27 protein-coding genes are annotated in these 26,425 nt (G+C 69.2%); 8 read left to right on the forward strand and 19 right to left on the reverse strand.

Translation table 11 applies throughout. The features are described 5' to 3' along the window. Positions 1–231: 231 nt before the first annotated feature. The 11 genes from FPZ12_RS27140 to FPZ12_RS27190 all read right to left on the reverse strand — a co-directional run bounded on the left by FPZ12_RS27140 (position 232) and on the right by FPZ12_RS27190 (position 10,330). A complete protein-coding gene (locus tag FPZ12_RS27140; protein ID WP_144760985.1) occupies positions 232–1,485 on the reverse strand; it encodes an MCE family protein in 1,254 nt (417 codons plus the stop codon). After that, positions 1,485–2,636 carry an MCE family protein gene (locus FPZ12_RS27145; protein WP_144760989.1) on the reverse strand — a complete coding sequence of 384 codons (1,152 nt, stop codon included), beginning with the start codon at positions 2,634–2,636 and terminating at the stop codon, positions 1,485–1,487. Before FPZ12_RS27145 ends, FPZ12_RS27140 begins: the two co-directional genes overlap by 1 nt. After that, positions 2,633–3,820 carry an MCE family protein gene (locus tag FPZ12_RS27150; protein WP_144760992.1) on the reverse strand — a complete coding sequence of 396 codons (1,188 nt, stop codon included), beginning with the start codon at positions 3,818–3,820 and terminating at the stop codon, positions 2,633–2,635. Before FPZ12_RS27150 ends, FPZ12_RS27145 begins: the two co-directional genes overlap by 4 nt. Further along, on the reverse strand, positions 3,817–4,848 hold the full coding sequence (locus FPZ12_RS27155) for an MCE family protein (protein WP_144761010.1): 1,032 nt from the start codon (positions 4,846–4,848) through the stop codon (positions 3,817–3,819). Before FPZ12_RS27155 ends, FPZ12_RS27150 begins: the two co-directional genes overlap by 4 nt. Further along, positions 4,848–5,885: an MCE family protein gene (locus FPZ12_RS27160; protein WP_144760995.1), complete on the reverse strand. Its 1,038-nt coding sequence runs from the start codon at positions 5,883–5,885 to the stop codon at positions 4,848–4,850. The genes FPZ12_RS27155 and FPZ12_RS27160 overlap by 1 nt, the downstream gene beginning before the upstream one ends. Further along, positions 5,882–7,219 (reverse strand): MCE family protein, encoded by a 1,338-nt coding sequence (locus FPZ12_RS27165; RefSeq protein ID WP_144760998.1) that lies wholly within the window; start codon positions 7,217–7,219, stop codon positions 5,882–5,884. The genes FPZ12_RS27160 and FPZ12_RS27165 overlap by 4 nt, the downstream gene beginning before the upstream one ends. A 133-nt stretch (positions 7,220–7,352) precedes the next feature. Further along, positions 7,353–7,904 (reverse strand): nuclear transport factor 2 family protein, encoded by a 552-nt coding sequence (locus FPZ12_RS27170; RefSeq protein ID WP_144761001.1) that lies wholly within the window; start codon positions 7,902–7,904, stop codon positions 7,353–7,355. Positions 7,905–7,915: 11 nt separating this feature from the next. Next, positions 7,916–8,113 (reverse strand): ferredoxin, encoded by a 198-nt coding sequence (locus FPZ12_RS27175; protein ID WP_144761004.1) that lies wholly within the window; start codon positions 8,111–8,113, stop codon positions 7,916–7,918. Beyond that, the gene (locus FPZ12_RS27180) at positions 8,110–9,465 is read right to left on the reverse strand and encodes a cytochrome P450 (protein WP_144761007.1); all 1,356 of its coding nucleotides are present in this window, start codon (positions 9,463–9,465) and stop codon (positions 8,110–8,112) included. The genes FPZ12_RS27175 and FPZ12_RS27180 overlap by 4 nt, the downstream gene beginning before the upstream one ends. Further along, positions 9,462–10,073, reverse strand: coding sequence for a TetR/AcrR family transcriptional regulator (locus FPZ12_RS27185; protein WP_243770051.1), 612 nt, complete (start codon positions 10,071–10,073; stop codon positions 9,462–9,464). The genes FPZ12_RS27180 and FPZ12_RS27185 overlap by 4 nt, the downstream gene beginning before the upstream one ends. A gap of 53 nt (positions 10,074–10,126) precedes the next feature. Beyond that, entirely contained in the window at positions 10,127–10,330 is a 204-nt protein-coding gene (locus FPZ12_RS27190; RefSeq protein WP_144749352.1) for a ferredoxin, read from the reverse strand. 234 nt (positions 10,331–10,564) lie between these two features. Here FPZ12_RS27190 and FPZ12_RS27195 point away from each other — a divergent pair, with 234 nt between their 5' ends. Genes FPZ12_RS27195 through FPZ12_RS27205 form a run of 3 tightly spaced genes read left to right on the forward strand, consistent with a single transcriptional unit; the run spans position 10,565 to position 13,186 of the window. Then, positions 10,565–12,034 carry an aldehyde dehydrogenase gene (locus FPZ12_RS27195; RefSeq protein WP_144749354.1) on the forward strand — a complete coding sequence of 490 codons (1,470 nt, stop codon included), beginning with the start codon at positions 10,565–10,567 and terminating at the stop codon, positions 12,032–12,034. A gap of 12 nt (positions 12,035–12,046) precedes the next feature. After that, complete coding sequence (locus FPZ12_RS27200) at positions 12,047–12,799, forward strand: SDR family oxidoreductase (RefSeq protein WP_144749356.1); 753 nt, start codon at positions 12,047–12,049, stop codon at positions 12,797–12,799. An 18-nt stretch (positions 12,800–12,817) separates the two neighbouring features. Continuing rightward, positions 12,818–13,186, forward strand: coding sequence for a carboxymuconolactone decarboxylase family protein (locus FPZ12_RS27205; protein ID WP_144749358.1), 369 nt, complete (start codon positions 12,818–12,820; stop codon positions 13,184–13,186). 19 nt (positions 13,187–13,205) lie between these two features. Here the strand turns inward: FPZ12_RS27205 and FPZ12_RS27210 are convergent, their stop codons facing one another. Next, the gene (locus FPZ12_RS27210; RefSeq protein WP_144749360.1) at positions 13,206–14,414 is read right to left on the reverse strand and encodes a cytochrome P450; all 1,209 of its coding nucleotides are present in this window, start codon (positions 14,412–14,414) and stop codon (positions 13,206–13,208) included. Positions 14,415–14,533: 119 nt separating this feature from the next. Here FPZ12_RS27210 and FPZ12_RS27215 point away from each other — a divergent pair, with 119 nt between their 5' ends. Beyond that, positions 14,534–15,535: an NAD-dependent epimerase/dehydratase family protein gene (locus FPZ12_RS27215; RefSeq protein ID WP_144749362.1), complete on the forward strand. Its 1,002-nt coding sequence runs from the start codon at positions 14,534–14,536 to the stop codon at positions 15,533–15,535. Positions 15,536–15,537: 2 nt separating this feature from the next. On the opposite strand, the gene FPZ12_RS27220 is transcribed toward FPZ12_RS27215, so the two are convergent. The 3 genes from FPZ12_RS27220 to FPZ12_RS27230 form a co-directional block, all read right to left on the reverse strand. Then, positions 15,538–16,314 carry an SDR family oxidoreductase gene (locus FPZ12_RS27220; RefSeq protein ID WP_144749364.1) on the reverse strand — a complete coding sequence of 259 codons (777 nt, stop codon included), beginning with the start codon at positions 16,312–16,314 and terminating at the stop codon, positions 15,538–15,540. Position 16,315: 1 nt separating this feature from the next. Then, a complete protein-coding gene (locus tag FPZ12_RS27225; RefSeq protein WP_144749366.1) occupies positions 16,316–17,515 on the reverse strand; it encodes a cytochrome P450 in 1,200 nt (399 codons plus the stop codon). Between the two features lie 113 nt (positions 17,516–17,628). Further along, a complete protein-coding gene (locus tag FPZ12_RS27230; RefSeq protein WP_243770052.1) occupies positions 17,629–18,222 on the reverse strand; it encodes a PaaI family thioesterase in 594 nt (197 codons plus the stop codon). A gap of 115 nt (positions 18,223–18,337) precedes the next feature. Between FPZ12_RS27230 and FPZ12_RS27235 the strand changes: the two genes are divergently transcribed. The 3 genes from FPZ12_RS27235 to FPZ12_RS27245 all read left to right on the forward strand — a co-directional run bounded on the left by FPZ12_RS27235 (position 18,338) and on the right by FPZ12_RS27245 (position 21,070). Beyond that, positions 18,338–19,207 carry an NAD(P)-dependent oxidoreductase gene (locus FPZ12_RS27235; protein ID WP_144749370.1) on the forward strand — a complete coding sequence of 290 codons (870 nt, stop codon included), beginning with the start codon at positions 18,338–18,340 and terminating at the stop codon, positions 19,205–19,207. Between the two features lie 109 nt (positions 19,208–19,316). After that, a complete protein-coding gene (locus FPZ12_RS27240) occupies positions 19,317–19,904 on the forward strand; it encodes a TetR/AcrR family transcriptional regulator (RefSeq protein ID WP_144749372.1) in 588 nt (195 codons plus the stop codon). Positions 19,905–20,035: 131 nt separating this feature from the next. Continuing rightward, on the forward strand, positions 20,036–21,070 hold the full coding sequence (locus FPZ12_RS27245) for a ferredoxin--NADP reductase (RefSeq protein ID WP_144749374.1): 1,035 nt from the start codon (positions 20,036–20,038) through the stop codon (positions 21,068–21,070). A gap of 202 nt (positions 21,071–21,272) precedes the next feature. Here FPZ12_RS27245 and FPZ12_RS27250 read toward each other — a convergent pair whose 3' ends face one another. The 3 genes from FPZ12_RS27250 to FPZ12_RS27260 are packed head-to-tail and all read right to left on the reverse strand — an operon-like array spanning position 21,273 to position 25,048. Further along, positions 21,273–22,118, reverse strand: a complete 846-nt coding sequence (locus tag FPZ12_RS27250) for an LLM class F420-dependent oxidoreductase (protein WP_144749376.1) — start codon at positions 22,116–22,118, stop codon at positions 21,273–21,275. Further along, the gene (locus FPZ12_RS27255) at positions 22,087–23,781 is read right to left on the reverse strand and encodes an acyl-CoA synthetase (protein ID WP_144749378.1); all 1,695 of its coding nucleotides are present in this window, start codon (positions 23,779–23,781) and stop codon (positions 22,087–22,089) included. The genes FPZ12_RS27250 and FPZ12_RS27255 overlap by 32 nt, the downstream gene beginning before the upstream one ends. Before the next feature lie 43 nt (positions 23,782–23,824). Continuing rightward, positions 23,825–25,048 carry a hypothetical protein gene (locus FPZ12_RS27260; protein WP_144749380.1) on the reverse strand — a complete coding sequence of 408 codons (1,224 nt, stop codon included), beginning with the start codon at positions 25,046–25,048 and terminating at the stop codon, positions 23,825–23,827. 153 nt (positions 25,049–25,201) lie between these two features. Between FPZ12_RS27260 and FPZ12_RS27265 the strand changes: the two genes are divergently transcribed. Next, positions 25,202–25,810: a TetR/AcrR family transcriptional regulator gene (locus FPZ12_RS27265; RefSeq protein WP_144749382.1), complete on the forward strand. Its 609-nt coding sequence runs from the start codon at positions 25,202–25,204 to the stop codon at positions 25,808–25,810. Here FPZ12_RS27265 and FPZ12_RS27270 read toward each other — a convergent pair. Continuing rightward, positions 25,798–26,418 carry a TetR/AcrR family transcriptional regulator gene (locus tag FPZ12_RS27270; RefSeq protein ID WP_144749384.1) on the reverse strand — a complete coding sequence of 207 codons (621 nt, stop codon included), beginning with the start codon at positions 26,416–26,418 and terminating at the stop codon, positions 25,798–25,800. The two genes, FPZ12_RS27265 and FPZ12_RS27270, sit on opposite strands and share 13 nt — an antisense overlap. Positions 26,419–26,425 lie beyond the last annotated feature (7 nt).

Here is a 26,425-nt window from a genome sequence, read left to right on the forward strand (position 1 = left end):
CCGACACCTGGAACCGCTCAGCAGCTCACCATAGCGGCCATTCGTCGTCCACCACACAACGGGCCAGGCGCAGTCTGCCAGTCGGACTCAACGGGGCATTACGGTGTGACACGAGGACCTCCGTGGCATGGTGCAGATTGTGGTGATCCACACCAAACCCGGAGGTCCTCCCTCACGCCAAGATCATCCGACTACGTGTCCCCACGTTCGCAACCTCCCGGGCCAGTACACCTAGTTCGCCAATCCCAGCAACGTTCCCAGGCTCGGCGTTCCCTGCCCCCGCGCCAGCCCGAGCACACCCGGCAGCTGGTTCGTCACCGGCACCTGCGCGGGCGCGGCGGAAGGGGAACTGGCCGCCGGTGCCTGCGCGGGCGTCGCGGGCGCGCCCGCGTAGGGGGCGTTCTGCGCGCCCCGCACATCGGTCGCGCTGCCGGCCGGTTCCGCGCAGTACGCCTGGGTGTTCGGCGGGATGTCCGCCGTGTCGTTGGCGCCGCGCTGGTTCGTCCCTTCGTATCCCTTCGTGCAGGAGTGCGGGTCGAAGAAGTCCAGCACCATCCCCAGCTGCCCCTCGCCATTGGAGCTCACCGAGCGCCCGAACGCCGACATCACGGGGAAAGCGACCAATTCCTCCTCCAAGGCGCTCGTCCGCACCGACGTGATCTGCACGGTGGTCAGCAGGTTCGCGATGAGCACGCCCATATCGTTGCCCGTGGTCGCGAGGATGCCGTCGAGGTCGTCGGCGAGCCCGGGCGCCTGGCCGATGACCGTCCGCAGATCCGGGTCGGAACTCTTGAGCCGGGCCGAGATCTGCCGGAAACTGCGCGCGATCGACGTGATGCTGCCCGCCTGCCGCTGCTGCGTCTCCAGTACCGTGCGCCCGTCGTCGAGGAGCCGCGTGGTCTGCGGCAGATTCTGCTGCGCCTCGGCGGTGAACGAACTCGCGGTGTCCAGCAGCCGCTGCAGATCCGGGCCGGTGTCGGCGAAAGCATCGTAGGTCTCGTCCACGACGGTCCGCAGCGACTGCGGGGCCACACTGGACGCGAGCCCGTCCAGGTGGGTCAGCACGGTGTCCGGGGCGACCGGCAGCCCGGTGTGGTCCCGCGTGATCACCGAACCCTCCCGCAGGTACGGCCCGTCCTCGGTCTTGGGCCGCAGGTCCACGTACTGCTCACCGATCGCCGACCGGTCGGCGACCACGGCCTCGGAACTCGCGGGGATCCGCTCGTCCCCGTCGATGTCGAGATCGACCGTCACGCCCTTCGGGTCCAGGTGCAGCGCCGTGACCCTGCCCACCGCGACGCCCCGGTAGGTCACCTCGGCGTTGGTGAAGATCCCGCCGGAATCGGTGAACTGCGCGTGCACCACATAACCACGGGCACCGAACAGCCGGTCCAGCCCCGCGTACCGGCCGCCCGCGTACCCGACCGACACGACGGCGATGACCAGAAAGACGAACAGTTTGATCCAGTGCTTGCGGACGAGCATCAGCGCCCACCTCCCAGCAGGTTTCCGAGCAGCCCGCCCAGGAGCCCGCCGGACGACGAGCCGGTGCCCGGCGCCGCGGGCAGCGGCAGCGGCGGCAACGTGGTGGGAATGGTGACGGACGCGTTGGGCACGGAAACCGTGACGCGCCCGGCGTTTTCGACGTTCTGCAGGATCGAGTCGAGGTCGAGGTCGAGGCGCACGTCCACGTTGCCGTAGTCACCCTTGATCGAGTTCCCGGCGATGTCCGGCAGCGGGTACGTCGGCAGGATCTTCAGCGCCTTCGGCAGGTTGTCCCCCGCTTCGGCGAGCTTCTGCAGCGTCGGCGCGAGCGCGCGTAAGTTGGCCAGCAGCTGGTCCTTGCTCTTGTGCACGGTGTCCACCGCGACCCCGGAAAGCCGGTCCAGCGACTGGAGCATCCCGACGAGCTGGTCACGCTGCTCGGCCACGACCTGGATGCCCGGCCCGAGATCGTCCAGCGCGGTCGCGAGGTTCTGCCGCTGCCCCACCAGCGTCGACGACAGCCGGTTGAGCCCGTCGATGGCCTGCACGATTTCGCCCTTCTGCCCGTCGAGTCCGGTGGCGAGAGTGTCCACACGCGACAGCAGCAACCGGATGTCGGCCTCGTTGCCCACCAGCGCCCGGTTCAGCTCGCGGGTGATGTCCGACAGCTGCTGGAGGCCACCACCGTTGAGCAGCAGGGAAAGCGCGCCCAGGACCTCCTCGACCTCGGGACCACGATCGGTGCGGGCCAGCGGAATCGCCGCACCCTCGGCGAGCCTGCCCTCCCCGGCCCGCCCGGCGGGCTGCTCGAGTTCGACGAACTTCTCCCCCAGCAGGCTCGACTGCTTGAGCTGGGCGTAGGCGTCGGCGGGCAGTTCCAAGTCGCCGTTGACCGTCATCGAGACCGTCGCCGACTTTTCGTCCCGCGACAGGTCGATCTTGTCGACGCGGCCCACCGCCACGTCGTCGACCTTCACGCTCGCCTGCGGCACGAGGTCGAGCACGTCGGCGAACTGGGCGGTGAGGTGGAACGGATGGTCGCCGAGCTCGGCACCGCCGGGCAGCGGTGTGTCGTAGAGCCCGTGGAACCCGCCGGTGCTGCACCCCGCGAGCAGCAGCATCCCCGAGATGACGCCCAGGACTCGTTTCATCGCCCCGCCTCCGGGATCGAGATCAGGGGCAGCAACGGCAGCGGGGGCAGCTTGCCGCTGGTGATGTCGGCGAGCAGCTGGGTGACCGATGGGACCTTCGCGACCCCGTTCACCACCGGCTCCAGCGCGCTGCAGACGTTGTTGACGACATCCGGCAGGCCGACCGGGGTGCCCGCCTTGAGCACCCGGCACAGCGTGGTGAACAACGGGTTGGTCAGTTCGTTGGCGTCCCAGCGGAACGCGATCGTGCCGGACGCCGCGTCGTAGGAGTTGATGTAGTTCGTCATGCCCGTCGGGGCGACGTCGATCGTCTCCGCCAGCGCCGACCGCTCGGCGACCAGCACCTGCGTGATACTGGTGAGCTTGCTGACGTTGGACGTCAGGCCGTCCTTGTTCTGGTCCACGAACCGCCGCACGTCGGTCAGCGCACCGGCCAAAGAGGACAGTGCGCCGCCCAGGTTTCCGGAGTCCTGCGCGAGAAACCCGGTCACGTCATCGAGGTTCCGGTAGAACTGGTCGACCTGGTTGTCGCTGTCGGCGAGCGCCGTGGTGAAGGACTGCAGGTTCCGCACCGTGGAGAACAGGTCGCCCTTCGAATCGTTCAGCGAGCGCGAGAGATCGGACAGCTCGGTGACGGTGTCGTTGAGGTTCTTACCGTTCCCGTCGAGGTTCTTCGCCGCGGTGTTCAGCAGGTCCGACAGCGCGCCGTCCGAGTTCGCGCCCTGCGGGCCCAGCGCGGTGGAGAGTTTGTCGAGGTTGCTGTAGAGGTCGTCGATCTCCATCGGCGTGGACGTGCGCGTGCGCGGGATCAGCGTGCCCGAGGCCATCAGCGGCCCGCCGCGGTAGCCGGGCGTGAGCTGCACGTACCGGTCCGACACCAGGCTCGGCGCCACGACGACGGCGCCGGCGTTCGCCGGGATCCGCACGCCCGCGTCCACCTGCATGTCCACCCGGACGTCGCCACCCTGCGGGGTCACCGAGCTGATCCGTCCTACTTGGACACCCAGCACGCGGACGGTGGAACCGGCGTAGAGCCCGACCGCCTTGTCGAACAGCGCCGAGATCCGGGTTCCGCCGCTGTCCCGGAACGCCAGCCACAGGCCGCTGGTGAGCAGCAGCGCGACGACGGCGCCGGTGGCCACCCAGCGGTAAACCCCGCGCTGCGCCTGGGTTTCGATGCTCATCCGCCGTTCACCCCCTGGTCCGGCGCGGCCTGCGGGGTGGCGCAGCCCTCCGGGTTGACCGAGACCCCGCCCGCCTCGATGTCCGGCGGCAGCAGCCCGCAGATGTAGCCGTCGAACCAGCGCCCGTTGCCGGTGGCGTTCGCGCCGAGCCGGGCGAACGGGGCGAACAGCGCCAGGCTCCGCCGCAGGTTGTCCTGGTTCTGCTGGAGGATGTCGGTGACCTGGCCGAGTTTCTGCAACGTCGGCGCCAGCTGCGCCTGGTTGTCCGAGACGAGCCCGCTCAGCTGCTGCGAAAGCTGTTGCGTGCCGGTCAGCAGGGAGTCGATCGCGTCCTGACGCTGCTTCAGCATCTGCAGCAGCAGGTTCCCGTCGCCGACGATCTGCTGAAGCTGCCCGTTGCGGTCGGCGAGGATCTTCGACACCTGGCTGGTGTTCGCCATCAGCTGCGAGAGCGCCTGGTCCCGCGAGGAAATCGTGCGGGACAAGGAGGACAGCCCGGTCAGCGTTTCCTTCAACGGCCCCGGCGTGTTCTGCAGATCGCCGGAGATCGCCTCGAAACTCTGCGCCAGCTGCTGGGTGTCGATAGTGCCGACGGTGTCGGTCAGCTGCTGGAAGGCGTCCTGCAGCTGGAACGGCGTGGTGGTGCGGGCAACCGGGATCGGCGTGTCCGGATCCTGCGCGCGCTCCCCCACCGGCCGCAGTTCGAGGAACTTGTCGCCCAGCAAGGTCTTGATCTTGATCGACGCGGTCGAGGCGTCCCCGACCTTCGTGCCCGAGACCTTGAACTTCACCAGCACCTGGTCGTCCCCGAGGCTCACCGAGCTGACCTCGCCGACCTTCACCCCGGAGATCTGCACGTCGGAATCCGGGGTCAGCCCGGCGGATTCGGCGAAGTACGCCTCGTAGGTCGTGCCGCTGCTGAGCAACGGGAGACTGTCCGAAAAGTACGACACCACGGTGACGAGCACGATCAGCACGAGTGCCACCGCGCCGACGGCCGCCTGGTTGCGTTCGCGGAGTGGTTTCATCACGACTTGCACCTCGCCGGGAGTTCGGTCGCGGGGAGCGGGAGAATCGGGATCTCGATGTCGAGCGAGGAAATGCCGATCGTGCCGGACAGGTTGCAGAGGTAGTAGTTGTACCAGCTGCCGTAACTCAGGGTCCGGGTGAACTTTTCCAGTGTTCCCGGCAGGTTCTGCAGCACCTCCCGCAGCAGGTCCGAGGAATCGGCGAGGGTGCCGGACAGCACGCCGAGGTGCTGGATGTCGGTTTGCAGCGGCGGGCGGACGTCCTGGACGAGCCCGGCCGTGGTGTTCGTCAGCTCCGACAACGCCGAAACGGCGTCGCTGATCGGCGCGCGCTGCTGTGCCAGCCCGGTCACCAGCTGCTGGGTGCGGTCGATCAGGTTGCCCAGCTGCGGGCCGCGGTCGTTGACGGTCGCGAGCACGGTGTTGAGGTTGTCGAGGACCTGGCCGATCACCTGGTCCTTGTCCGCCAGGGTGTTCGTCAGCGACGCGGTGTGTGAAAGCAGGCTGTCGATCGTGCCGCCCTCGCCCTGGAAGGTCTGGATGATCTCCGAGGACAGCTGGTTGATCTGCCGCGGGTCGAGCGCCTGGAGCAGGGGCTTGAACCCGTTGAACAGCACGGTCAGATCGAGCGCGGGCTGGGTCTGCGCGGGCGGGATGATCCCGCCGGGTGCGAGCGGTTCGCCGTCCCGGTCGGTCGAAAGCGCCAGGTAGCGCTGCCCGACGAGGTTCCGGTACTTCACGGTCGCGGTCGTGGCCACGTCCAGCTGGTACTGCGATGCCAGGGAAAACCGCACTTCGGCGTAGTGCGCGGTGCCCTCGGTCAGCACCGAAATCGAGTCGACCTGCCCGGTCTTCACCCCGGCGATCCGCACGTCGTCTCCCGGCTGCAGGCCGGACGCGTCGATAAACCGGGCGGTATAGCCGGAGGTCTCGCCGAAGTTCGTGTTCGCGATGGTGGCGCCGAGAATCCCGGTCAGGAGCACGGTGACCACGGCGAAGATCAGGGTCTTGATCAGCGGGGCGACGAAGTTCCTCATTGAACGTCCACCTCGGCTCCGCGGTAGAGCGGTGCGACGAGCAGGCCCGCCCACCCCGGCACGTCCTCCGGCGTCGTCCCCAGCGCCGGGGACACCAGCACGTTCAGCAGCTGTTGTTCCGCCGGTGAGTTCGACACCGAGGCACCGCCGGTCGTGCCGGAGCCCGACTGGATGGTTCCGTTGCCGGGCAGGGGACTGTTCTCTCCCGGCGGCACCGGCGGATGGGCCGAGCCGTCCTGCACCGGGCCGTCCGGCGGATACTGCGGCCACCGGCCCGGCGGGGCGACCTGCGGGTAGCAGCGCGGGCCGCGCCGGTCGAGGTACTTCGGCTCGTCCTGGCCCGGCTCGTATTTGGCGCGGTCGGCGAGGAACCGGATCACGATGTGGTTCCTGTCGTCGACGCCGTATCCGAAAGCCTGGTACGCCCGCGGCACGGACTCGGCGAGCTGCTGCAGCAGGCACGGGTACTCGGGCGCGTACTCGGCCAGAAGATCCAAAGTGGACTGTGACGTGGTGGTGAGCCGGATCAGGTTGTTCTCGTTGACCTTGAGGAAGCTGCCGAGGTCCTCGGAGAACGTCGAGAGCGAGCCGTAAAGCTGGGAAAGCTGTTGTGCCTGGGAGGAAATCGTCCTGGTGGTCGTGGTGAGATCGGACATCGCCCGCAGGAAGTCCGGCGCCGCCTGCGTGTAGGTGTCGGCGACCTTGGCGAACGCCGCGATGTCCGCCTTGATGTCCGGCAGCGAAGGGTTCAGGCCGCCGAGATAGTCCGAGAGTTGCGAGAGCGTCTGGCCGAGCTGTTCGCCGCGGCCTTGCAGGGCGGTCGAAACGGCGCTCAGCGTGGCGGACAGCTTCTCCGGCTGGACGGCCTGCAGCAGCGGCATCACGGCGTCGAGTACCTGTTCCAGCTCGATCGCCGAACTGCTGCGGTCCTGGCTGATCACGTCGCCGTCGGTCAGCTGCCGCCCTGAGGAGTCCTCCGGGATCTGCAGCGCCACATAGCGTTCGCCGAACAGGGTTTTCGGCAGCAGCCGCGCGGTGACGTCCACCGGGATCTCGGCCATCCGGCCGGGGTCCATCGCGAGTTCGACCGTGGCGTGGTCGCCGCTCGTCGCGACGGAACGCACCTCGCCGACCACCACTCCCCGCACCTTCACGTCGGAGCCCTTCACCAGCTGGCTCCCGACGTGGTCGGTGTCGAGGCGCACGAGGGAGGTCCTGGTGAACGCCTTGTCGTACGCGGCGATCGTCGCCGCGATGAACACCACGCACACCAGCAGGAACACCAGCCCGAGCAGCTGGTGACGCAGCCGGCGCAGCAGCACGCTCCGGCTCATCCCGGGGTCCTCACCGTCGTGGTGGCGCGCCGGATCGCCCGGGTGTCCACACTGGTCATGACAGCGCCTCCGCCGACTCAGCTCCGTTGCTTCGAGTCATTCCGGGTGCGAGGCCGCATCCCCGCCCGGGGCGCTACCAGATCGGAACCGGCGCCTGGCCCTGCTGGTAGAACCCCGGCAGCGGTTTGCCGGACGTGGCCTTCTGGATCCGGGCCCGCATCCCGGCCGAAAGCGCGTCGGCCTTGATCATGTCCAGGTACAGCGCGGACACGTTGCCGAAGTCGAAGAAGTCCCGCTGCCAGTCCCACCTGCGGTCGCCCGCGTAGCGGAACCAGCTGCCGCCGATGCCGACCACCTCGTACGGGGTGCCGTCCGGGCGCCGCGCGTCGGCGATCTGCTTCCACAGGCCGATGACCTCACCCTGCCGGTCGTCGACGAGCACCCGCTGGTACGGGTACGTCCAGCCCTCCAGCCCCTCCATCTCCTGCCCGAACGCCAGGTCCCGGATCTCGTCGCGGCCGACGGCCATGAAATCCTGCTGGGGCCCGATGTTCCAGCCGTAGGTGGCGTCGGCGGTGTACAGCTCGGCGAGAGGACGCCAATCCCCGTTCTGCTCGCATTTCTCGTTCTCCGCGAGCCAGTACCCGACCATGTCGTCGAGCTCGGCCCTGGGGAATGCCGGCATGGCTTCGCCTCCTAGGTTTCCTGGTTGATGAGAAGAGCCTGGGTGGGGCAGTACTTCACGGCCCGGCGGACGTCGTCGCGCAGTTCGTCCGGCGGGTTCTCTTCGAGGATCTCGACCTTGCCGCGTTTGGGGACCGTGAACACCTCCGGCGCCTCGAGCTCGCAGACGGCGTGTCCCTGGCAGAGATCGAGATCGGCTTCCACCCTCATGCCCTGCTCTGGCGGCGGTAGTTCACCACGCAGGGCTGCGCGAGCTGGACGACCATCTTGCTGTGGTCGTTGCGATAGGTCTCCCCGGGCTGCGCGAGCTCGAACTCGTATTCCCGCAGCAGCAAGGAAAAGATCGCCTTCAGCTGCATCATCGCGAACATCGCGCCGACGCAGCGGTGCCGCCCGGCCCCGAACGGGATCCAGGTCCACCGGTTGACGATGTCCTCCTGGCGCGGTTCGGCGTAGCGCTCCGGCCGGAACTCGTCCGGCTCGGGGAAGTCCTCGGGGATCCGGTTCGAGATCGCCGGCGTCGCCCCGACGAGCTGTCCCTCCTCGATGCGGTAGCCGCTGACCTCCAGCGGTTCCTTCGCCACGCGCAGCAACAGGATCAGCGGCGGGTGCAGTCGCAGCGCCTCCTTGATCGCGCCTTCGAGCTGAGGGATCTGCCGCAGGGCCCGGAAACTGATCTCCGAGCCGTCGGAGTACAGCTCGTCGAGCTCGCGAACCACCTTGTCCAGCTCGCCGGGGTGGCGCAGCAGCTCGATGAGCGTCCAGGCCGCCGTCCCGGAGCTGGTGTGGTGCCCGGCGAACATCATCGAGATGAACATGCCGGTGATCTCGTCGGCGGAGAACCGCAGCTCGCCGTCGGCGTCCTTGACCGACATCAGCACGTCGAGCATGTCGCGGTCGTCCTTGCCGGCGGGCGGCGCGGCCGCGCGTTTCGCCATGATGTCGCTGACGAGCTGGACGAGCCCTGCCCGCGCGCGGTCCCGGCGCCGGAAGCTTTCGATGTCCGCGTACGCGTCGGCGTAGGCGATGGCGTCCGTGCCCTGCTCCAGGTCGTGGTAGAGCTTGGCGAACCGGCTGTCGAGCTCCTCCCGGAACTTCTGCCCGATCAGGCAGGCCGACGAGGTGTAGATCGTCAGCTCGGCGAACCAGTCGAGCAGGTCGATCTGCCCCTCGTCGCCCCAGTCCGCGACCATCCGGTCCAGTTCGGCGGCGATGGTCGTGGCGTGGCCCTTCATGTGCTCGCCGCGCAGCGCCTGGTTGTGCAGCATCTCCCGGCGCCGTTCGGGACTGGCGTCGAACACGACGCCGTCGCCGAAGATCGGCTTCATGAAAGGATAGGCCTCGCCCTGGTCGAGCTCCTCCTCCGAGGACCGGAAAAAGAACTCGTTGGCCTCCGCGCCCGAAAGCAGCACCACCGGCCGCCCGGCGATGCGGAACCTGCCGATGTCGCCGCATTCCCCGCGCACCCGCTTCATCAGCCCGATCGGGTCCGCCCGCAGCTCCTCCAGATGGTCGCCGTCCCCGGTGCCGAGGGAGACCTCGGGCGGCTCGAGAAGTGTCATTTCTTTTCCTCCTGTACGGCCAGGCACAAGTCACCGCCTCGCATGATCAGCTCCGCGGTGGACACGAGACCTTCGGCGATGTTCTCGTACGAGGTCGCGCCCATTCCCGCGTGCATGAGCGCGCCGGCATAAGCGAACTCCAGCGCGCTGAGCACCTCCGGCGCCGCCGCCGGTCCCAGCCCCGCGGCCAGGCGGGCGCGGATCTCCGCGCCGACCCGCCTGCGCAGGTGCGCGACGTCCGCATCGGTGCCCAGCAGCGCCGCGGTGCAGCCCGCGGCGACCTCCGGTTCCGAAACGATCAGAGAGACGATGTCCCGCAACACGTTCGCGACCCGCGCCGCCGGCGGGCGGTCGTCCTCGGCCACGAGCGGCAGCGCGTGCAGCTTGCGCCAGAAGATCTCGGTGAGCAAATGGTTCTTGGACGAGAAGTAGGTGTACGCGGTCGCCGGGGCCACTCCCGCCCGCCCCGCCACGTTCCGCAGGGTGAGGTTCGCGTACCCGCTCTCGCGGACCTCCTCCAGCGCCGCCTCGGTGAGCCGGTGGACCATCTCGATCTGCCGCGGGGTCAGCCGGCGCCGGGTGGACTCGGCGGTAACGTCACTGGACACGTGTCCAGACGGTACTCCACCAATCCCGCGGAGACAACCGCCGCGGCCCGCGCTCACGTCCCCTGGCCGTCTTCTTCCAGTGCCAGAGCCATTTTCGGGCAGCCTTGGACGGCCTGGCGGATCCGTTCGAGGTTCTCCTCGCCCGGCTCCGCGTGGACGTGGAGGTTGTCGTCCTCATCCAGCTCGAAGACGTCCGGCGCGAACGCTTCGCACACGCCGTTGGCTTCACACGAGTCGTAGTCGACCTTGAGTTTCATTGCGCCACCACCGTCTCGCCGACCGGCACCACGAAATGAGTTTCCCGATATCGCCGCCAGAACCGCACAGACCCATCCGCACCACGGCGTAGCGGAACGTAACACGGCCCCTTCGCCTGGACAACCGTCCAGATGAGCGTCCATGCGGCGGCGGAGATCGTCTCCCGCTTGTTGCGCCCGGGAGTTTGCGCGGACTACAGTCCAGACAGTTGTCCAGATCAGTGGAGCGCACCGATGACCTTCGACTGGCCGGACCCGGCCTCCCCCCTGCTCATCGACGGCCACCTGCGGCGCGGCGGCGCCGGTGAGTTCGTCACCCTCAACCCGGCCACCGAAGAGGTGCTCGGGCACGCCGCCAACGCCGACGTGGCCGACCTCGACGACGCGATCACCGCCGCCCGGCGCGCGTTCGACGAAACGGAGTGGTCCCGCGATGTCGCCCTGCGTGCCGGCGTGCTGCGGCAGTTCGCGAAAGTGCTGCGCGACCACAGCGACGAGCTGCGCGAGCTGACCGTCGCGGAGGCGGGCGTGCCCGTCGCCCTCACCTACGGCCCGCAGCTCGACCTGCCGGTCGGCTACCTCGACTGGTACGCCGACCTGGCCGAATCCTATGAATGGCGCCAGGATCTCGGGAAGGCCGAGCCGATGGGCATCCCGACGCGGCGCTGGATCCAGCGCGAGGCCACCGGCGTGGTCGGCGCGATCACGCCGTGGAACTTCCCGCACCAGATCACGTTCGCCAAGCTGGCCCCGGCGCTGGCGGCGGGCAACACCGTGGTGCTCAAGCCCCCGCCGGACACCCCGTGGTGCGCCGCGGCGCTCGGCAAGCTGATCGCCGAGGAGACCGGCTTCCCGCCCGGCGTGGTCAACATCGTGACCTCCGACGACCATTCGCTCGGCAGCAGGCTCGTCGAGGACCCGCGCGTGGACCTGGTGTCGTTCACCGGATCGACCGCGACCGGGCGGTCGGTGATGCGCACCGCCGCCGACACGCTGAAGAAGGTTTTCCTTGAGCTGGGCGGAAAATCCGCGTACGTCGTGCTCGACGACGCGGATCTGGCGGGCGCGTGCGCGATCGCGGCGTTCACGGTCTGCACGCACGCCGGCCAGGGCTGCGCGCTCACCACGCGGTTGCTGGTCCCCCGCGACCAGTACGACGACGCTGTCGAGGCCGCGGCCGGAGCCATGCGGAGGATCAAGGTGGGCGACCCCGCCGACAAGCGGACCATCTGCGGTCCGGTGATCTCCGCGCGGCAGCGCGAGCGCGTGGAGGGCTACCTGAAGCTCGCCCGCGACGAAGGCGGGAAGATCGTCTGCGGCGGCGGACGCCCGGCAGGCAGGGAAACAGGCTTCTACATCGAGCCGACGCTCATCGCGGGCCTCGGCAACGACGCGCGTGCCGCCCGTGAGGAGATCTTCGGCCCGGTGCTGGTGATCATGCCCCACGACGGGGACGACGACGCCGTCCGGATCGCGAACGACTCCCCCTACGGCCTTTCCGGGACCGTGCACGGCGGCGACCTCGAGCGCGCCCGCGCCGTCGCGGCGCGGATCCGGAGCGGGACGGTCGGGGTCAACGGCGGGGTCTGGTACGCCGTCGACGCGCCTTTCGGGGGCTACAAACAGTCGGGCACCGGCCGCGAAATGGGTGTGGCCGGGTTCGAGGAGTACCTGGAAACCAAGCTCGTCGCCGAGCCTGCGTAGAAAAGGGAGATCATGGGTCGATTCGACGGCAAGACCGCGATCGTGACAGGCGCCGCGGGCGGGATCGGTGAGGGGTACGCCCGCGCGCTGGCCGCCGAGGGCGCGCGCGTGGTGGTCGCGGACCTGAACACCACCGCGGGTGAGCACGTCGTCAAGGAGATCGCCGCGGACGGCGGCACCGCCGCCTTCACCGAGGTCGACGTGGCGAGCCCGGAGTCGACGAAGGCGATGGCCGCGTTCGCCGCCGAACGCTTCGGCGGCATCGACTTCCTGGTCAACAACGCCGCCATCTACGGCACGATGAAGTTCGACTTCCTGCTGAACGTCGACTGGGACTACTACCAGAAGTTCCTCAGCGTCAACCTCAACGGGGCGCTGCTGTGCACGCGCGCCGTGGTGCCGCACATGCGCAAACGGGGCGGCGGCGCGATCGTGAACCAGTCCTCCACCGCGGCGTGGGTGTACTCCGGGTTCTACGGGCTCGCGAAGGCAGGCATCAACAGCCTGACCCAGCAGCTCGCCACCGAGCTGGGCGGGCAGCGCATCCGCATCAACGCCATCGCGCCCGGGCCGATCGACACGGAGGCCACCCGCGCCAGCACGCCGCCGGAAGTCGTGCGGAACATGGTGAAGGCGTTCCCGATCAGCAGGCTCGGCAAGCCGGAGGACCTGACCGGGATGTGCCTGTTCCTGCTCTCCCCCGAGGCGGGCTGGATCACGGGCCAGATCTTCAACGTCGACGGCGGCCAGACCTTCCGGTCCTGACGAGCAGGGAAGTGCAGCATGACGGACGAGACGCGCCAGCGCGGGCTGGACATGATGAGCAAGGTCTACGGCTGGGACATGCCGGACCGCCCCGGTGAGTTCTTCCGCTACACCCTCGACCACCTCTTCGCCGACATCTGGACCCGGCCGGGCCTGGAGATGCGGGACCGCAGGCTGATGCTCCTCGGTCTCCTCGCGGCGCAGGGCATCGAGGACCTCGCGGAAGTCCAGGTCACCGCCGCGCTCAAGAACGGTGAGCTGACCGAGGACCAGCTGCGGGAGATCGCGGTGTTCCTGACCCATTACGTCGGCTGGCCGCTGGGCACGAAGCTGTACATGACGGTGGAGAAGGTCATCGCCCGGCGCAAGAAGGAAGCGAAGGAATAGCGGCCGCGGCCGCGGCGGGTCAGTGGCCCGCCGCGGCGCGGCTCGGCGTCGGGGTGAACGTCACCGGCATGGATTCGATGCCGGAGACGAAGTTCGCCGCGCGCCGGGGCAGCGGCCCGGTGTCCGCGAGGCGCAGGTCCGGGAGCCGGGTCAGCAGCCTGCTGAACATTTCGCGCAGTTCCAGCCTGGCCAGTTTGCTGCCGAGGCAGAAATGCGGGCCGAACCCGAAGGCGACGTGTTCGTTCGGCTGCCGGGTGATATCGAATTCCTCGGGCTTTTCGAATACTTCTTCATCGCGGTTCGCGGAGGGGTACAGCAACAGCAGCGTGTCTCCCTCGCGGATTTCCGCGCCACCGAGCGTGGTGTCCGCCGTCGCCGTCCTCGCCATGTTCTTGATCGGCGAGACCCAGCGGAGCATTTCGTCCAGCGCGCCCGGCAGCAGCGTGGGATCCGCTGCCAGCCGGTCGTATTGGTCGGGATGGGCGAGCAGCGCCTCCATCCCGCCGCTGATCACGTGCCGGGTGGTTTCGTCACCGCCGACGAGGATCAGCAGGGTTTCCATCGTGAGGGAATCGTCGGTCAGCCGGTCGCCGTCGAATTCCGCGTTGGCGAGAATCCCGATCAGATCGCTTTCGTCGTGATCACGCCGCCGCCACGCTATCCGTTCGGTGATGTACCCGGTGTATTCGGCGAAAGCGGTCATGGCCCCCGAAATCGCGTCGTCGTCCGGAGAACCGAGAGCGCGCAACATGTCGTCGGACCACCGGAGCAGATCTGGGCGGTCGGCGGGCTGCACGCCGAGCATGTCGCCGATCACGAACAACGGCAGCGGCGCGGCCAGGTCACGGACGAAATCGCAGTGCCCGGTCTCGCAGACGCGGTCGATCAGGTAGTCGCAGATCGCGCCGATCGACGGCCCGCGCGCCGAAACCGCCTTGGGCAGGAACCCCTCCCCCACGAGCCGGCGCCGACGGCGGTGCTCGGGGTCGTCCATGTCGATCATGTAGGGCATCGCCGGGTAGTCGGGCCGGATCCCTTGCGCGCTCGAGAAAAGCGCGGGCGTGGTGGCCACCTTCTTGAGGTCGTGGTAGCGCGTCACGCCCCAGACCCCGGGCTTCGGATCGCGGTAGACGGGCTGGTTCCGCCGCATCCACGCGAACGCGGGATACGGGTCGCCCGCGTAGAACTCACCGTCGAGGAGGCTGACGTCCGGGGCACCGTTGCTCATCGCAGAGGTTCCTTCCCTGGGGAGATCCTTGACAACCCGCGCGCGCCGCCACCAAACTTGACACCTGTCCATACGATTGTCAATAAACTTCCCGCGATTCCGCGCTGAGGTTGGAGCACATGAAGATCCTCGTCACGGGCGCCTCCGGGTACATCGGTTCGCACACCCTCGCGACGCTGCGGCGTCGCGGTCACGAAGTGCGCGCCCTGGCCCGGAATCCCGAACGCCTGCGGGCCACGCTGGCTCCCTTCGGCGTCGACGCCGAAGTCGCCACCGGCGACATGACCGATGAGAACGCCGTCGCCACCGCCTTGCAGGGTTGCGACGCGGTGATCCACGCGGCCGGTGAGGTCGGGGTCTCCGGCGGCGTCGGGCCTAAGGGCACGGCCAACGCCGACGGCGTGCGAACCGTTGTCGGCCAGGCGATCGAGGCCGGGATCGGGCCCGTCGTGTACACCTCGACGGTCGGCAGCTACCTGCCGGCGACGGACCCGGTGATCACCCTCGACACCCCGCTGGCCGAACCCCTGTCGTCGTACGGGGCGTCGAAGCGCCAGGCCGAAGAACTGGTGCTGGAGTGGCAAAGTCAGGGCGCGCCGGTGGTCGACTTCACCGTCGGCGGCGTGTACGGGCCGCAGTCGCCGCACCTGGAAGGCGGCTTCAGCTCGATCGTCGCCGCGCTCGGCACGTTCATGCTGGTGCCGGACGGGGGCGTCGGGGTCATCGATGTCCGCGACCTCGCGCGACTGCTGGCGAACGCGGTGGAAGCGCCCGCGGAGCCCCGCCGGTACCTGGCCGGCGGGCGGTTCCTGACGTGGGCGGAATGGACCGAGACCCTCGCCGCGGCGGCCGGCTGCGAGGTGCCGCACAAACGGATCGCCTCGGCCGACATGATCGACCTCGGCCGCCGCTGCGACGAGATGCGGGCCCAGGGCAAGGAAGCCCCGCCGCTGTCGGAGGAGGCCGCGATCGTGATGACGAGCGCCGTCCCCACCGACGACAGCGCCACCCTGTCCACGTTCGGCTGCGAGTACCGGCCGACCGTGGACACCTTCCGCGACACCGTGGAGTGGCTGCGCGAGCAGGGAGCCGTCAAGCCCCGCGCAGCCACCCACGGCTGAGGTCAGTCCTTCAATGGGGCCTCGGGCTCCAGTTCGACGATCGTGTAGTGCACGCCCCTCGGCGCGGACACCACCTGGTGGACCGCCGCCGCCAGGTCCGAGGCGCGCAGGAAGTACGGGTGGCGCGCGAAACCCCACCGGTTCCAGTCTTCGAGCACCGCGCCGATGACGGCCGGGTCCCACGTCGTGCCCATCCCCGTGGCCGTCGGCCCCGGGCGCACGATCGACGCCCGCACGCCGGTGCCTTCCAGCTCCATCTGCATCGCCCGCGCCATCGCCTCCACGCCCGATTTCGCGGGCACGTAAGCCCCCATCCGCGGCCGCGGCGCCCGCACCACGTCGGAGCCGATGAACACCACATCACCGCGCCGCCGCCGCACCATGTCCGGCACGACCGCCGAGACCAGCCGGTGCGCGCCCACGAGGTTCACCTCGATCTGGCGCGCGAAGCGGTCCGAGTCCAGTTCGTGCACCGGCGCGGCGTCTATGTCGCCCGCCCCGGACACCAGGATCTCGATCTCCCCGATCGCCTCCGTCGCCGCGCCCACGAACTCCTTGATGCAGCCCGGATCCGCGACATCCAGGCGGTGCACGAACGCCTCACCGCCCGCCTCCCGGATCGCGGTGGCGACCTTCTCGCATTCCTCGACACGCCTGGCACCCAGCGCCACCGGATGCCCCGCCTTGGCGAGCACGGCCGCCGTGGCCGCGCCGATGCCCGAGGACGCACCGGTCACCATGGACGGACGACGGTCCGGATTCGGTTCGAACCTGGGCATTTCAGCGCACCTCCAAGCGAACCGGCAGCCGCGCGAATCCGCGCACGTTCGTCGAATGCACCCGCTGCGCGTGGTCGGCGTCGATCTCGTAGTGGCCGACGCGGCGTACCAGCTCGGTCAGCGCCACCTTGGCTTCGAGCCGCGCGAGGTGCGCGCCGAGGCAGAAATGCCCGCCACCGCCGAAACTCGCGATCTGCTCCTCCGGCGCCCGGCCGATCCGGTACTCGTCCGCGTCGCTGAACACGGCGGCGTCCCGGTTCGCCGAACCGACGAGCAGCAGCACCCGCGCGCCCTCCGGGACCGTCTGCCCGTAGTACTCGATGTCCTCGGTCGCCGTGCGCGCGATGAGCTGGCTCGACGTGTCGTAGCGCAAGGTTTCTTCGATCCAGTCCGGCACCGCCGCCGGATCCGCGAACACCTTGGCGAGCTGGTCCTGGTTGCGCCAGCCCCAGTACAGCGAGTTCCCGAGCAGTTTGGTCGTGGTTTCGTTGCCCGCCACCACCATCAGGAACAGGAACCCGATGATCTCCTCGCCCCGCAGGCGATCCCCGTCGATCTCGGCCTCGATCAGCGCCGACGTCAGGTCTTCGCGGGGGTGGCTACGCCGGTCCTTGTACATCTCGACGTAGTACTGGGCCAGTTCGAGGGACGCCTCGACCGCCGCCGGCGGGACGTCCTGCACGCCCTCTTCCCGGTGCATCACCATGTCCGCCAGGTGCCGCAACCGGTCCCGGTCCTCCTGGGGCACGCCCAGGAGTTCCGAGATCACGTCCATCGGCAGTTTGCCCGCGAACTCGGCGATGAAGTCGAACTCGTTCTGCTCCATGGCCGCGTCCAGGTGCTCGCGCGTGAGCTCCGCGATCCGCCCTTCGAGCTCACGCACGCGCCGGGGCGTGAACCCGCGGGAAACCAGCGAACGCATCCGCTGATGCCGCGGATCGTCCATGGCGAGAAACGACATCGTGCGATGCGCGTGCGGGCCGTAGGCGGCCGGGTCGAGCGAAACCCCGTTGGCACTGGAAAGCCGTGCCGGGTCGCGGAATCCCGCGGTGACGTCGGCGTAGCGGGACAACGCCCAGAAGTCCAGCTCGTCGTTGCGGTAGACGGGAGCTTCCGCGCGCAACCGCGCGTAGACGGGGTAAGGGTCTTCGTGGAACTCGTAGTCGTACGGGTTGAAGGAGACGGAGGCCACCTCGGTCATCGTTACCTCTCACGCTCGGCGCGGTGTCGGGCTCTGCTCCGCGAGCGGACGGATGGACACTTGTCCAGACACTACTCCACCCGCGTTCGGCGCGACAAGGCGCGCGGACGCCCTCAGCCCACCGCGGGCGTGATCCCGGAGGTATCGAACGTCACCAGGATCGCCGTGGCCGTCACGGTCGCCTGCCCATCCGCGAGCAGGCGGCCGGTGGCGTGCACCTTGCGCCCCTCGCGCCGGACGAGGCTGCCTTCCGCGTCGACCGGCACGCCATACGGGGTACCGGCGTGGTAATCGAGCGTCAGCGAGGCTGTCATGGAAGGAAAACCCGCGGCGGCCACCGCTCTGCCCACCACGTGGTCGAGTACCGCGGCGGCCCACCCACCGTGCACCCGGCCCGGCGGGCCTTCGTGCGCGGCGGCGAAATCGACCCGCGCGCGCACGGCGTCCTCGCCGAGGTACGTCCACCGCACCGGCGGCGCCAGCGGATTCCCCGGCCCCTCCACGGGATTGTTGATGCTCAGCCACATCCCGTCCGCCAGCTGCGTCACGAGGAGCGGTGAGTCGCGGCCATGTGGACGCAGCGCCGCTGTCGCCTTTTCCACCTGCTCCGCGGCGCCCGCCAGATCGGCCGTCCCGGCGTCCGCCAGCACCAGCGCGTCGATCAGTTCCCGGATTTTGCCCGCCAGTACGGCGCGATCCTCCGCCATCGGGCCAGTAGAAGCCATTCCCCCTTGCACCGCAAGCATTCACCCTTGCCCGCGGCCCTCACGACGAACTATCGTCCAGACAGTTGTCCAGCAACCCGGAAGAGGTGAACGAGCAATGGCTCCCGTGGGTTTCATCGGGCTCGGCCAGATGGGTGCCCCCATGGCCCGGCGACTGCTGGACCGGCCGGACGGGCTCGTCGTGCAGGACGCGCGCCCGGAAGCGCTCGAACCGTTCACGAAGGCCGGCGCCCGCGCGGCGAGCCGCCCGCGTGACGTCACCGAAACGGCCGACGTGGTCTCGATCATGGTGCGGGACGACGCGCAGGTCGAGGAAGTCCTCCTCGGCGCGGGCGGAATCGTCGAAACCGCGGCGCCGGGCACGGTCGTCGCCGTGCACTCCACCATCGCGGACTCGACCGCGGTCCGGCTCGCCCGCGAGCTCGAACCCCGCGGGATCCTGTTCGTGGACGCCCCGGTCAGCGGCGGCGCCGGCGGGGCGATGAAGGGAAAGCTCGCCGTCATGGTCGGCGGGACGGACGAAGCCTTCGAACGCTGCCGTGAGGTGTTCGGGCACTGGGCGGACCACGTGCTGCACGCCGGCCCGCCCGGCGCCGGGACGCGCGCCAAACTGGCCCGGAACCTGCTGCACTTCGTTTCCTTCACCGCGGCCGCGGAGGCCCAGCGCCTGGCCGAAGCCGCGGGCCTCGACCTCGTCGAGCTGGGCAAGGTGGTCCGCCACTCCGACGCCGTGACGGGCGGCCCCGGCGCGATCATGTTGCGCGACACCACCGCTCCGGTCGCGCCCGGGGACAACTGGTATCCGATCCTCACGCACGTGCGCGAACTCGGGAACAAGGACCTGTCGCTCGCGCTCGCGCTGGGCGAGCAGCTCGGCGTGGACCTGCCGCTGGCGCGGCTGGCCCTGGAGCGTTTCGCGACCGGCCTCGGCGTCCCGCTCGAGGACGCGGACCGGGTCGGTTCGTGAGGCGCTGAGCCGTACTGCACCGGATCGCGGTACGTGGCGGATCACGAACGCCCGGCACGCACGGTTACCATGAGTTCATGACCGACACCGCCGTGCTCAGGGCCGCCTGATGGAGCCAGTGCGCCGCATCGTCGACGGGCGCCGCGCGGACACCGTGCAGCGCCTGCTCAACGCCGCCCTCGAGGAAGTCCGGACCGTGCGCTACCCGGAGCTGACGGTGCGGTCGGTCGCCAAACGCGCGGACGTTTCGCCCGCCACGGCGTACACCTATTTCTCCTCGAAGGAACACCTGCTGTGTTCGATCCTGTGGTGGAAGCTGCAGGAGCTGCCCGCGCCCAAGCCCGCCGCCACGCCGTCGTCCTCCGCCGCGCTCACCAAGGCGATGCAGGGCATCGCGCGGTTGTTCACCGAGGAGCCCGAGCTGACCCGCGCCTGCACCACGGCGCTGCTGGCCGAAGACCCGGAAGTGCACCGCCTGCGCGACCAGATCGGCAGCGAGCTGGTGCGCCGGATGACCGACGTGATCGGCCCCCTGCACGGCATTTCGGGTGAAGCGTTCACGATGGCCTTCATCGGCAGCCTGGTGCTGGCCGGCACGGGGTACCTGCGATTCGAGGATCTGCCGGGCAGGCTCACCAAGGTGACCGAGCTGATCATGCGGAACCAGCCGGCCCAGCCCAAGCGCCGCCGCCGCTGATCGCACCGCGGAAAAGCACACGGCGGACGTTCTTGCCGCCGGACTGGACACCCGTCTAGACTGTTGTTCATCACGTTGACGGAATCCTGAGCGCCCGCGGTCTCCTCCCGGGTCCCGGAGGTACGTTTCTCATGTCCAGTGTGCATTTCCACCGGCTCCGCGTGGCGGAAAAGACCGACGAAACCCACGACTCCTGTTCGGTGACGTTCGAGCTCGCGCCGCGGCAACGGGAATTCTTCGGCTACCGGCCGGGACAGTTCCTCACCGTGCGGATTCCCGACGGCGATTCCTCGATCGCCCGCTGCTATTCGCTGGCCAGTTCCCCGCACACCGGGGAAAGGCTGCGGATAGCGGTCAAACGCGTCGACGGCGGGCTCGGTTCGAACTGGATCTGCGACCACGTGCGGGCGGGCACCGAGATCGACGTGCTCGAACCGGCGGGCACCTTCACGCCGAAGTCCTACGGCGAGGATCACCTGCTGTTCGCCGGGGGCAGCGGGATCACGCCCATAATGTCGATCCTGCGCTCCCTGCTCGCCGAGGGCGACGGCCGCGCGTACCTGTACTACGCGAACCGCGACGAGGATTCGGTCATCTTCAAGGGCGAGCTGAAGGACCTGCAGGCGGAGCACCCCGGCCGGCTCGTGATCCACCACGTGCTGGAATCGGTGCAGGGCCTGCCGACGGCCGCGTCCGTCCAGGCGTACGCCCGAGGGCTGACCGGGCTCCCGGTGTTCATCTGCGGGCCCAAGCCGTTCATGGCCGTCGTGCGCGAGACCCTGCGCGAACTCGGGTTCCCGCGAGAGAAAGTCCGGGTCGAACGGTTCAACTCCCTGGGCGGCAACCCTTTCGAGGCTGCCACTCCCCTGCCGCCGGAGAGTCCTGAGGAGGACGCCGCCGAGGTCGACGTCGCGATCGAGGGACGGCAGCACAAGCTCGCCTGGCCGCGCGACCAACGGCTGCTGGACCTGCTGGTCGCCCACGGCCTCAACGCGCCTTCCTCGTGCAGCGAAGGCGTGTGCGCGTCCTGCGAATGCCGCGTGCTCGAAGGTGAGGTGCGCATGGTGAACAACCAGGTACTCGAAGAAGAGGACTTGGCGGACGGCTACGTGCTCGCCTGCCAGGCCCTCCCCATCACCGACCACATCCGGATCGAGTATTCCTAGGAAATGGTCAAATGCGGTTTGCGTAGCGGTGCCGGTAGGGGACTTTATTCTCAGCGTCGGCGCTGTCCTCGCCAGCGGCCACCCACCCGTCACCCGCCACCACCCTCAACGGACACGCTCCGCGCGGCCCCGCCGATTCAAACCCCCGGCGGTGCCAGCCGCCGTCCTCACCGCAAGCGGCTTCGCCCCTTACAAACAAAACCTAGAGCCCGAGCTTCCCGGCGAGCCGCCCGGCGAAGGCGATCACCTCCGCGGGCGGCTTGTCCGGCAGGCCCCAGATCGCCTCGGTGACTCCGGCGCTTTCCCACGCCTCCAGCAGTTCCGGGGTCGGCTTGGTCGTCGCCAGCACGCGGATCTCCGGGCTTCCGGCGCGCCCGGCCGAGGCCCATTCCTCCTTGAGCCGCTTGATCTTCTGCGGCACGTCCTGCTCGATCGGCGTGGTCATCCAGCCGTCCGCGTTGGCCGCTATCCACGCGAGCGTCTTCGGCCCGCCGCCCGCGCCGATCACCAGCGGGATATGCCGTTGCACCGGTTTCGGATACGCCCACGACGCCCCGAACTCGACGAACTCCCCCGTATAGCTGGCTTCTTCCTCCGTCCACAGTGCACGCATCGCCTCGACGTACTCGCGCAGCACCGTTCGCCGCTTCCCCGCCGGGACGTGGTGGTCGGACAGTTCGTCGGTGTTCCAGCCGAACCCCGCGCCGAGCACCACCCGGCCGCCGGAGAGGTGGTCCACCGTCGCGATGGTCTTCGCGAGCGTGATCGGGTCCGATTCCACCGGCAGCGCGACCGCCGTGCCGAGCCGGATCCGGCTGGTGACCACGGCCGCCGCGCTCAGGCTCACCCACGGGTCGAGCGTGCGCAGGTACCGGTCGTCCGGCAGGGTTTCGCCGCCGGTCCCTGGATGCGCGGCCGTGCGCTTGACCGGGATGTGCGTGTGCTCGGGCACGTAGAACGTGGCGAACCCGGCGTCCTCCGCCGCCTTGGCCGCCGCGTCCGGCGTGATTCCCCGGTCACTCGTGAACAACACGATGCCGTGGCGCATCTGGTTTCCTCTCCTGTCCGGCGCACGCCTGCTCGCGCGCCCAGCGGTAGTCCGCCTTGCCGCTCGGCGAACGGAGCACCTCCGGGCACCGCACGATCGCCTTGGGCACCTTGTAGCGGGCGACGTGCCGGCCGCATTCCTCGAGCAGCTCCCCGTCGCTCACGTCGGCCGATTCGGCGAGCTGCACGACGGCCACCACCTCGCTGCCCCATTTCGGCGAAGGCCTGCCGACGACGACCACGTCGCGCACGTCCGGATGTGCCGCGACCGCCCGCTCGACCTCCTCGGCGAAGATCTTCTCCCCGCCCGAGTTGATGGTCACGCCGTCCCGCCCCAGCAACCGGATCCGCCCATCGGCGAGCCGCACCGCCTTGTCGCCGGGCACGCTGTAGCGCTGCCCGTTCAGCACCGGGAACGACTCCGCCGTCTTCCGCGCGTCACCGAGATAGCCGAGCGGGATCCGGCCCTTGCTCGCCAGCCAGCCCTGTCCCTCGCCCGGCCGCAGCTCCCGTTCGCGCAGCTCGTCGACGACGATCGTGGCGTCGTCGGGCTGGAACACCGCGGTTTCCGCCTCCGCGCCGGCGGTGGACACGTGGTTCATCTGGATGCCCGTCTCCGACGAGCCGACCGCGTCGAGCAGCAGCACGTGCGGCAGCGCGGACAGGAGCCGCTTACGGACCGTCGGGGTGAGCGGCGCGCCGCCGTTGTTCACCGCCGCGAGACAGGACAGGTCGTACTTCCCGGTCTCCAGCTCGTCGAGCATCGGGCGGGCCATCGCGTCGCCCACGACCGGGATGCTGATCACCTGCTCCCGCGCCACCGTGGCGAGCACGCCGGCCCAGTCGAGCCGGTGCACGTCGTCCGGCAGCACGATCTTCCCGCCGCCGTTGACGATGTGGAACGTCGACCACTGCGCCGCGCCGTGCATGAACGGGGCGGTCATCATCAGCTTGATCCCGCCCGCCGCCGCCCGCGCCGCGTTCGCGATCTCCTCGTAGCTCCGGTACGGCTGGTCGGTGCCGAACGGCGTCCCGCCCATCGCCGCGATGAACACGTCGTGCTGGCGCCACAGGACTCCCTTGGGCATTCCCGTTGTACCGCCTGTATACAACAAGTACACATCGTCGCCGGAGGGCTGCGGCAGGGGCGTCGCCGGGGCCGGCGTCGGCACGATGCTTTCGTAGTCCACCGCTCCGGGCAGCAACGCGTTGCCGCTGCCGTCGGCGACCTGGATGAGCACTTCGAGCCCGGGCAGCCGATCACGGATCGCGGCGACCTGCGGCGCGAACTCCTCGTGGTAGACGAGCCCGCGGGCGCCCGCGTCGGCGAGGAGGTAGGCGAGTTCCTCGCCGACGTAGCGGTAGTTCACGTTGAACGGCGCCACCCTGGCCCGGCAGCCGGCGACCATGCTTTCCAGATACTCGTTGCCGTTGCGCAGGTACAGCCCGACGTGGTCCTGCCCGGACTCGTGGTTCGCCAGCGCCGAGCGCGGCGTGTGGCAACCGAGGCCGCGAGAGGCGAAGTAGTGCGCGACGCCGTCGATCCGGGCGTCCAGCAGCCGGTAGGTGAAGCGGCGGTCCCGCCACACCAGGACCTCCTGGTCCGGGACGGCACGAGCGACGGTGGCGAACACCGTGGAGAGGTCGAATCGTGTTTCGGTCATGGCCTTCCTTCCACCATTGCAAGGGATGGCGACCTGGCGCGGCCTATCCGACAGGGGTGATCGGAAGGGACTTGCGCGGCTGGAACACGAAAGCCGCGCCGGAGCTCACCCTCGTGATGGCCACTTCGGTGAATTCCTTCGCCGCCTCGGCCCGCTCGACGACGCGGGCCGTCCAGTCCTCCGCCGTGCCCTCCACCTCGACGTCCAGGTGCGGGTCGACGGCCCGCACGATCGCCTGCAGCGGCGCCACATTGTCCGGTCCGCACAAGGAAATCCACGCCCCATCGACGTGCGCCGGAGACGGCTCGACGCTGATCTCCCCGTCCACCGAAGCATGCACGTACCCGGCGGGATTGAGCAGCGGATGCAGCTCCAGCACCCGCAGCGCCCCCTCAGCCGACCGCGGCAAGCCGAGCGCCCCCTGGATCCGTTCGGCCGCGATACCCGCTATGCCGAGAAGCTGTTTCGCGCAGATTTCTTGCCGCTGCTCCTCGCTTTCCGCCCGCCCGGCCACCGCCTGGAGGAACCCGAGGTTGAGCAGGTGCATCTGCAGGCACACCTCGTCCGCGATCCGGATCAGGGCGGAATGGGAGAATCCGGCGAAATCGAGATCGCTCACCAGCGCGCCGGAATAGTCGGAACGGCCCTCGTCCGCGGGATCGATTTCGCCGAGTTCCAGTGTCGCCGCCCGCGATTTCCGCAACCGGCGGCAGCCCTCGGATTCGGTCACCGGCGGATGGGCATCGTCGATGACGACCGTCCACGCGCAGTGCGGGGTCCGGTCCGCCGGGCGCCGCGGCGGCCGGTGCACGGGCCGCACCTGCGCGCGCGGGTTCGTGGCGACGGCGGTCGCGTCGAAGGTGGGATCCTCGATGTCGTGGCACATCGCGGTGACGAACTCGTCGCCGAGCGGCTCGACGTCCATCAGCGCGCCGCAGTGGTCCAGCCGGAATTCCCCGTGCCACCGGTCGTGCACCGTGTAACGGAAGTCCATGAACTGCGGGGGCGCGCCGATGTCCAGCTGCAGCCCCTTGAAAATCGTGACGACGTCGGTGCCCTCGTACTTCAGGGCCCGCTGCATGCGTTTGGTGTAGATCGGGCTCGACGCCATCCATTCCTCGATCGCGACCCCGGTCATCCCTTCGCGGCCGAAAGCGCCGATGCACCAGGCCATCGCCGATCTGTCGATCAGCTGGCCCGACAAGAGCAGTTCGGGGAGCAGCAGGGCCAGCTCACTCCGGCGAAGGGTGGCGTACCGACTTGTCATTCCAGCGTCCCTCCACGCCTCGCAGGAGTCCGGAACGGAATGCGGGCGGCGAGAAAAAGGTTCGGGCGCGACGGCTAACGATGCCGAGGCTAGCTCATCGGCCAGTTGTCGGTAAACCCTCTATGAGAATCTCCGGCACAGTAGAGTGGCGTCGTGACGTTGAGCGCCAAGGGAACCAGACTCAACCGGCGTGGCCTGGAAACCCGGCGGAACCTGCTGAAGGTCGCCATCCGCTGCCTCGCCGAGGGCGGGCCCGAAGCGGCCAGCGCCAACCTGATCGCGCAGCGGGCCGGGGTCACCTGGGGCACCGTGCAGCACCAGTTCGGCGACGTCGACGGGCTGTGGGCGGCGGTGTTCGGGTACATCTCCGAGCACGGCGGCCCGCTGATCCCCACGCCGGGGCCGCCCACGCTGGCCGAACTGGTGCCCGCGATCGTCGAAAACCTGTGGAGCGCCTTGGACGCGCCCGGATCCCGGGCCATCGAAAGCCTCCGGCACGCGCTCCCCCGCCATCGCGAGGAACTCGAGTCCGAGTTCCCGCTGACCGCCGCCGCGCTCGCCGCCTGGGACGTGAACTGGACCCACGCCTGCAAAACGGCCTTCGAGAACCTCGACGTGGACGACGCCAAGCTGCAGCGGATCCGCGCCCTGCTGCCGGGCGCGATGCGCGGCCTGCACGGGGAACGTCATCTGAGCACGTACACCGACCTCGACGAGGCGCGCCGCGGCCTCAGCGAGGCGATCATCGCCTACCTGTCGTAGCCTCCGGCGTCCACAGTGGACACCACGGCCGGCAGCACCCAGCGGCGCAGGAACCGGCGCAGCCCGGCACCGTCGCGGCGCGGCAGCGGGTCGTCGAGGAACGACAACAGGATCCGCAGCAGGAACTCGACCAGGTCGGTCAGTTCCCGCCCCTCGTAGCCGAGTTCGCCCCAGTCCACGTCCACGCGGGCGAGCACCTCCTGGCACGACTCGAACGCGGCGGCGGACATCGCCCGGCGCGAGAACGCGTCCGATTGGCCCGCGGTAAGGAAAAGCCCGAGGTACGGGTCCCGCGGCACGCGTTCGATCGTGTAGGCCAGGATCTCGACGAGCACCTCACCGGGCGCGGTGACCCCGGCCACGTGCGCCACCAGCCGGTTCACGTAGTTCTCGCGCGCCGCGTCCCCGACCGCCGCGAAAAGCTCTTCCGTACTGGGAAAATACCGGTACACCGTCTGCCGGATCACGCCCAGCTCCACGGCGACGTCGGAAAGCCGGGCCTTGTCCGGGCCGTACCGGTCGACGCACCGCATGGCGGCCTCGATGATCCGGGCCCTCGCCTCCTCGCCACCGAGTGGCGGCGACCCGTTCCAGGCCGGTCGTCTCATCCTCCCA

Origin of the sequence: Amycolatopsis acidicola, assembly GCF_007713735.2 — a bacterium.
In the GTDB taxonomy this organism is placed as follows: Bacteria; Actinomycetota; Actinomycetes; order Mycobacteriales; family Pseudonocardiaceae; genus Amycolatopsis_E; species Amycolatopsis_E acidicola.